Raw genomic sequence first — 6,405 nt, forward strand, 5'->3', positions numbered from 1 at the left:
GCCGCACTTTACCGGCAGACTGCGCCAGCCCGCGAGATCGAGTCGATGAGTCATACCGGCATCCTCGCCCTCGACGCCGAGAATTTCCGCAGCTACCGCGCCAAACTGCGCAAGACCCTGGAACGCGCCTTTGGTCCGGCAGTTGCCGAGCAGCTGGAGATTACCGCTACCGGCAAGCGTCCGGGGACACGCTATGGACTTGGAATTTCGCGGGAACGGATTCGAGTGGTGAGTTAGCTCGCAACGTTGCGATTGTGGTCAAAGTTCGCACATACGTTTTAGGGTCATGTGAAATCCCTGACAGGAGGTGGATGGATGGAAAGAAGCGAACTCGATAAGCTGGTGCTGGCCGCGTTGTTGCACGATGTGGGGAAGTTTGCGCAACGGGCCCGAGCCGGCAAAAACCAAGACATGGAAGGGGAGTACTGCCCCACTGCCCATGGACATTCAACCCATACGCATGTTTTGTATAGTGACTTTTTCATCGAAAAGACTCTGCCGTTACCCCAGGAACTGGCTGACAGCAAAAACCGTTCGCAGCTGGCGCGGCTCGCTTCAGCCCATCATAAACCTGACGCCAGCGACTTGCTGGAACAGTCCCTTAGTATTGCTGACCGGCTTTCTGCAGGTACAGACCGTAAATCCGGGGAAGAAGGTGAGGGGGATTTTCGCAGTGCACGGTTGCTGTCGATATTCGAGCAGCTCAGTTTTACCGGCCCCCGGCCGCTGGATAGTTTGCAGCAGGGGCACTGTTATCGACTGGCACCACTGACGGAAGACCCATTTCCGGTTCTGCCGGAGGTTGCCAGAGAGTCTGATTACTCAGCCTTGTTCGCAGACTTCTGCGCGCATTTGAAAGACCTTCCATTGGAGATGGGCGTCGCCCACTACACGGCGGCTCTGACATCATTGCTGGAGGAATACACATGGTGTATTCCATCCTCCACCTACAAATCGCTGGCTGACATCTCCCTCTACGATCACGCCGTGACCACTGCCGCCATCGCCCAGGCCCTCGCCTTTTATCATACCGAGCTGGGAGGACTCCCCGGCCAGAATGCAGAGACAACGCCAAAGTTCCTGCTGTTGGGTGGTGACCTGTCAGGCATTCAGAAATATATCTTCGACCTGGATAAATCACATGGCAGTGGCGTAGCCAAGCTTTTCCGAGCCAGATCATTCTTTTTACAGATGTTAACGCGTTCAGTCGTTCTCGACCTGTTGCAGAAGCTGGGACTTTCCTCTATGGCTCGCATTATTGATGCTGGGGGTCGCTTTATCTTGTTGCTGCCGGCTACCGACAGGGTTCGAAAATTTATGCCGGCTTTTGAACTTGAGGTACAGCGCTGGTTTTTCAACCGCTTTCGCGGTGAACTTTGCTTGAATCTGTGTTGGAACGTAGAGTTGACTGAAGCAGATTGCCGCATGGAGAGGTTTCAACAGCGTCTGGATGATTTCAACGATGCTCTCGAAGAACGCAAGCTACACAAGTTCGATCGTCTGATGGCAGAGGGTCTCGCGCCTGTTATCGAACTCGATTATGCCGCCTATGCCGACGGCGACTGTCCAATCTGCCACAAACGCCCGGTCGATCGAATCGCATCGGAACACCATCGCGGCAACTATGGGGTGGAAGTCGATCTTTGCCATGATTGCGCTGAGCAGATTGAGATGATCGGCAGCCGACTACCGCGCTGCGAATATCTGATTTTCCGACGGGGAGGTGAAAAAGGAGTTGCACTCTTTGCCGACCTGCAATTGCATCTTGTACAGAAGATCGACCCAAAACGCCACAAGGAAGCCTGTGAGATTGTGGCGCTGCACAAACGCGGGGTCTATGCCTACCAGCCTATCGCGACCCATCTGCCGACAATCAGTGAGACCGACCTGTCGATATGGCGAGGATGGAACGACCTGCAGCCCGGGTCTGTCGGCGGCTGGCAATTTCGGGATGAACCGGTGGTAGTGGGGGAACCCAAGACCTTCAGCTTGATGGCCCGCTCAGCGCGCGAAATGGATCCGGACGGCTCTCCGGTAGGGCGCAGTTTTCTCGGGGCGTTCAAGGCTGATGTCGACAATCTCGGGCTGATCTTCAGCATCGGCCTGCAGGACAGGCTCTCCATCAGCCGCTTTGCCAGCCTCTCAAGAATGTTGAATCACTTTTTCAGCGATGATCTGGTGCGCTGGATCAAACAGGAGCATCCGGATCTTTACGTGGTTTTCGCCGGTGGCGACGACCTTTTCCTGATCGGCCCTTGGCGGCAGACAGTACGTTTCGCCGAAGAACTGCACAAACGTTTTGCCCGGTTTGTTGCCAACCGGCCGATCATGACCCTGTCGGCTGGGGTTGCTGTGATCAAGCCGTCACTACCTGTGCGTGCCATTGCCGAACAGGCTGAGGAGTTGCTGGAACGAGCCAAGCACTTGCCGCAGAAAAACGGAGTAAGCCTATTTGACACCTGCGTCCCCTGGGATGAGTTTGCGGGGCTGATCGCCAAGGGGGATTGGCTTCACGCTCTGGTGCGTGACCGCAAGGTGCCGCGGGGTTTGCTCGGCCGGCTGCTCTATTACGGTAATGAACGCCGCGCCTTCCTGGCCGGGGAGATCAAACGGGGAATTTATCTCTCCCACATGAATTACGATTTCGCCCGCAACATCACTGAGAAGATTGTACGCGATCCGCAGGAACGCAGTGACATACTGGCCCTGCAGAAAGACGAGCGGCTGCTCGAAAAAATCCGACTGCCTGTAACCTGGGCTCTATATCGTCAACGCAGGGATTCATGAAACGGAGGAGGAAATGATTTATTTCGACGACACGGGAAAACACATAAGACCTGAATTGCTGAATGAAGAGGCACTGAAAGCTGCCGAGCAGTTTGTGGAACTCAACGCCAATGGCAGACCAACAAATGAGGCCATAAAAAGTTCCCAGCTGCGGCGTTTTTTCAATGAATTCAAGAGCCTGGAAAGGCAATTCGAACAACAGCAGGGTGACGTTGATGATGCCTTCAAAAGCATCAAGCCGCTGATCAAGATGGCAAACGCCAAGGTCGTCTATGCGCAGGCACGCAAGGTGGTTCCCCAGGCCTTTGTCACCTGGCTGCAAAAGCATGTGCAGGCCATCGAAACTGCGCGCGATTTCAAGGCCTTTCTGCTGCATTTCGAGGCGGTGGTCGGCTTTTGCTATGGACGCAATCTCAAAGACTGATAAGGAGCAATAATTATGCAGCTTGAAACCATCAAACGCTTGACCGGCACCATCACCGTCATTACCGGCCTGCACATCGGCGCCGGCAAGGACAATCTGGAAATCGGCGGTCTCGACCAACCGATCATCAAAAACCCGTTGACCCACGAACCGTACATCCCCGGATCGTCAATTAAAGGAAAGATGCGTTCTCTGCTGGAAATTTCCCGATTTTCCAGCATGCGCCCCCAGACCCGCAAGTTTATAGCAACCGGCAAGCCCTGCGCCTGTGCCGAGGCGGGATGCCCGGCCTGTACCATCTTTGGCACATCTGCAGCTGACAAAGGCAACGATCTCGGCCCGACCCGCCTGATTATGCGTGATGCGGTCCTTACCGAAGAGTGTCGGCAGAAGTTCCAAAACAATGAACTGCCCATGGAGGTAAAGTACGAGAACATCATTCATCGGGTCAAAGGTGTGGCCGAGCATCCACGGCCGCTGGAGCGGGTTCCTGCCGGCGTTCAGTTCCGTTTCGACATGTCTTTCAAGGTCTTTCAAGGGGACGATCCGGATCTGATCGAAGATGTCTACCGGGGGCTGCGCTTGATTGAACTTGACGCTCTGGGTGGTTGTTCCTCACGGGGAAGCGGCCAGGTGAGGTTCGACAATCTGGCTTGGTCCGATGATGGGCAGCATCCCGGTGATCGCCAGCTTATCGATCTGTCCAGCTATCCCTTATAGGAGAAGCCATGGCGCTCTATCGCTACCACCTCACCCCTCTTTCGGCATTTGCCACGCCACTGCGCAGCGACACCCTCTACGGGCAACTGCTATGGGCAGCAGCCATGCTGCACGGCGAAAGTCGAGTGACTGAAATGATTGATGCCTTTGCCGGCGAGGAACCGCCCTTTGTCCTCTCCAGCGCTTTGCCCGCGGGCCAGTTCCCGTTGCCGCCGCTGCCGGGCATCTCGCGCCGGCGTTTTAAAGAACAGTTTGCCAATCAGGGGAACCTCTTCGCAAGCCTCGGCCAATACAAGCTGTTTCGCAAGCAGATATTCTGGACCTGCGACCAGTGGCGCCAGCGGCAGGGATGTCTCGACCAGGAGTCGCTCTTTATCGAATGGCTGGCAGCGCAAAGCGATAAGAGGAGGACGACAGCTTCGCCGGAACCTGTGAGCGAGGTGCAGCCTCATGTGACTATCGATCGGCAAACCGGTAGCGTCCTCAATCAAGGGGGGCTGTTTTTTACCCAGAGTAACTGGTACCCACCCGGCGTCGCTCTCGATCTGTATGTGGAGACCCAGCAGGTCGACCACTTTGAAGAACTGTTTCACCACCTGTCCGCCACCGGATTCGGAGCAGACAGCTCTACCGGGAAGGGACATTTCCGCTTTGAACGAGACTCGAACTTCGATGCTGGCCCTTTCGCCATGCAGGGGAGCCATCGCCTGTCATTGTCGGTCTGTGCCAACCCCGACATGCGCGAGTTTGCCGGCAACTGGACACCTTTCGTGAAACATGGGCGGGCCTGGAGCGGTTTCGGTGAGCGCAACCCTTTCAAAAAGCCGTTTTTCGCCTTTGCCGAGGGGAGCCTTTTTTCGACCATGCCTCGCAGCGGGTATTTGTTGCGTAATATTCACAGCGATCCGAAGCTGGTGCAAATCGGCTGGCCGCTGACCATCCCCGTTACCCTGGAGGGGCATCATGCAGACTGAATTCTTCCGGCTCGACATCCTTTCACCGGTGCATATCGGCACTGGCGACGAACTCGATCCCATGAGCTACCTGATGCAGGACGGTGCCGGCTCGCCATTCTGCCATATCATCGACACCCATGCCTGGGCCGCTGAATACCCCGATCCGGACGAACTCTGCACCCGGTTTTCCGGCAGTAATGTCCCGCAGATGCGTAAATTTCTCGCCGACAACCTCGATCCTGAGATTTACGGCACGCGCCGGATCACGATAACCGATGAGTCAATTTTCAAAGAATATTTGAAAAAGCGAGACGATCAGCGCACCAGCAATCAGCTGCGGCTTAGTCCGCAGATGAGTAGCAACGGCCGCGCTCCGATTTTACCTGGGTCATCATTGAAAGGAGCGCTGCGTACCGCAATCATCGATTGGCTTGACCGGGAGCAGCAGCTTGGCCTCAAAAAAAATCCTGCCGAATATAATCGAAAGCTGGAGCAGGCCCTCGGCAAAATTACCGATAATGCTTTTAAACAACTTAAAATTGGCGATGTTGAAGGATGGTCCGATTCCACGGTGTTGGTCGAGGCTCTGGAAATAAGGCGCAAGGAAGGCCAGACCGCCACCCCAAAAAGCAAGTGCGAAGCCCTTCCCAGCCGGATGCTCGGGCTCGCCGAATGCACAGCACTCTACGGCAAGTTTTTGCTTGGCGACTGGTTAAACAATAACCAAAAATTGACCTTGCCGGGGGGCAAAAGCTGGTCATGGCAGGAATTGTGCGCACTTACCAATGCTTATCTGCTGGTGCGTCTTGATAGCGAAATCAGCAAGTTTTACCAGCAGCCGCAGTTTGCCAAGGCACGGCCACTGGTAGAAACGCTACGTCATGAGCTGGCCACTGCCTCGCCGGGAACGATGTATCTGCGGGTCGGTCACTATTCGCAGGTAGAATTTGTCACGGTCAGCGACAACCAGCCATTGACGCGTAAAGGGAAGCAGGGTTCCCCTCTTCCTCACGGCACCACGCGGACTCTCGCCAATGGCCACTTTCCCTTTGGGTGGGTGCGTCTCACTCCTTGTGGTGAAGAGGAATACCGACAAGGAACGTTTCTTCGTGAGACGGCCAACCACTATGTGGCAGAAACCCGTTTTGAACGCCGCAAAGAGATTGGCCGAGAAAAGGCCGCAAGGATCGCTGAACAGCAGGAAAAGGTACGTCAAGCCCAGCAAGCCGCCGAAGCCGAAGCTCTACGTCAAGCCGAGCTTGAGGCTATGTCGCCGGTCGATCGGCAACTCCATCAGTTGCAACAGGGCGATCTGCTTGAGCATCAGGTCATCGAGCTGTACAACGGTCTGGATGCCATGGACGAATCAGATCGCCTGAAAACCGCCAGAGCCATCCAGGGGCTGTGGGAGAAGATCGGCAAGTGGAACAAGAAGGAGTGTTCCAAAAAGCAATGGGAGAAAGTGGTGAAGTTGAAGGGTTATCTTGGTGAGACGTAACTATTCACCACATAAGCGAG

At 55.3% G+C, this 6,405-nt stretch carries 6 protein-coding genes; all 6 read left to right on the forward strand.

Annotated features, from left to right (window positions below; translation table 11 throughout):
* The coding region (locus RQ738_RS12800; protein ID WP_314165663.1) for a hypothetical protein at positions 1 to 237 on the forward strand (237 nt) is incomplete at its 5' end.
* Positions 238 to 288: 51 nt separating this feature from the next.
* Entirely contained in the window at positions 289 to 2,787 is a 2,499-nt protein-coding gene (gene cas10 / locus RQ738_RS12805; RefSeq protein ID WP_314165665.1) for a type III-A CRISPR-associated protein Cas10/Csm1, read from the forward strand.
* A gap of 13 nt (positions 2,788 to 2,800) precedes the next feature.
* Entirely contained in the window at positions 2,801 to 3,211 is a 411-nt protein-coding gene (csm2, locus tag RQ738_RS12810; protein WP_314165666.1) for a type III-A CRISPR-associated protein Csm2, read from the forward strand.
* A gap of 15 nt (positions 3,212 to 3,226) precedes the next feature.
* A complete protein-coding gene (gene csm3 / locus RQ738_RS12815) occupies positions 3,227 to 3,931 on the forward strand; it encodes a type III-A CRISPR-associated RAMP protein Csm3 (protein ID WP_314165668.1) in 705 nt (234 codons plus the stop codon).
* Between the two features lie 8 nt (positions 3,932 to 3,939).
* Positions 3,940 to 4,905, forward strand: a complete 966-nt coding sequence (gene csm4 / locus RQ738_RS12820; protein ID WP_314165670.1) for a type III-A CRISPR-associated RAMP protein Csm4 — start codon at positions 3,940 to 3,942, stop codon at positions 4,903 to 4,905.
* Positions 4,895 to 6,385, forward strand: a complete 1,491-nt coding sequence (locus tag RQ738_RS12825) for an RAMP superfamily CRISPR-associated protein (protein WP_314165671.1) — start codon at positions 4,895 to 4,897, stop codon at positions 6,383 to 6,385. The genes csm4 and RQ738_RS12825 overlap by 11 nt, the downstream gene beginning before the upstream one ends.
* The last annotated feature ends 20 nt before the right edge of the window (positions 6,386 to 6,405 follow it).

It is taken from the genome of Sulfuriflexus sp., assembly GCF_032250955.1.
In the GTDB taxonomy this organism is placed as follows: domain Bacteria; phylum Pseudomonadota; class Gammaproteobacteria; order AKS1; family AKS1; genus Sulfuriflexus.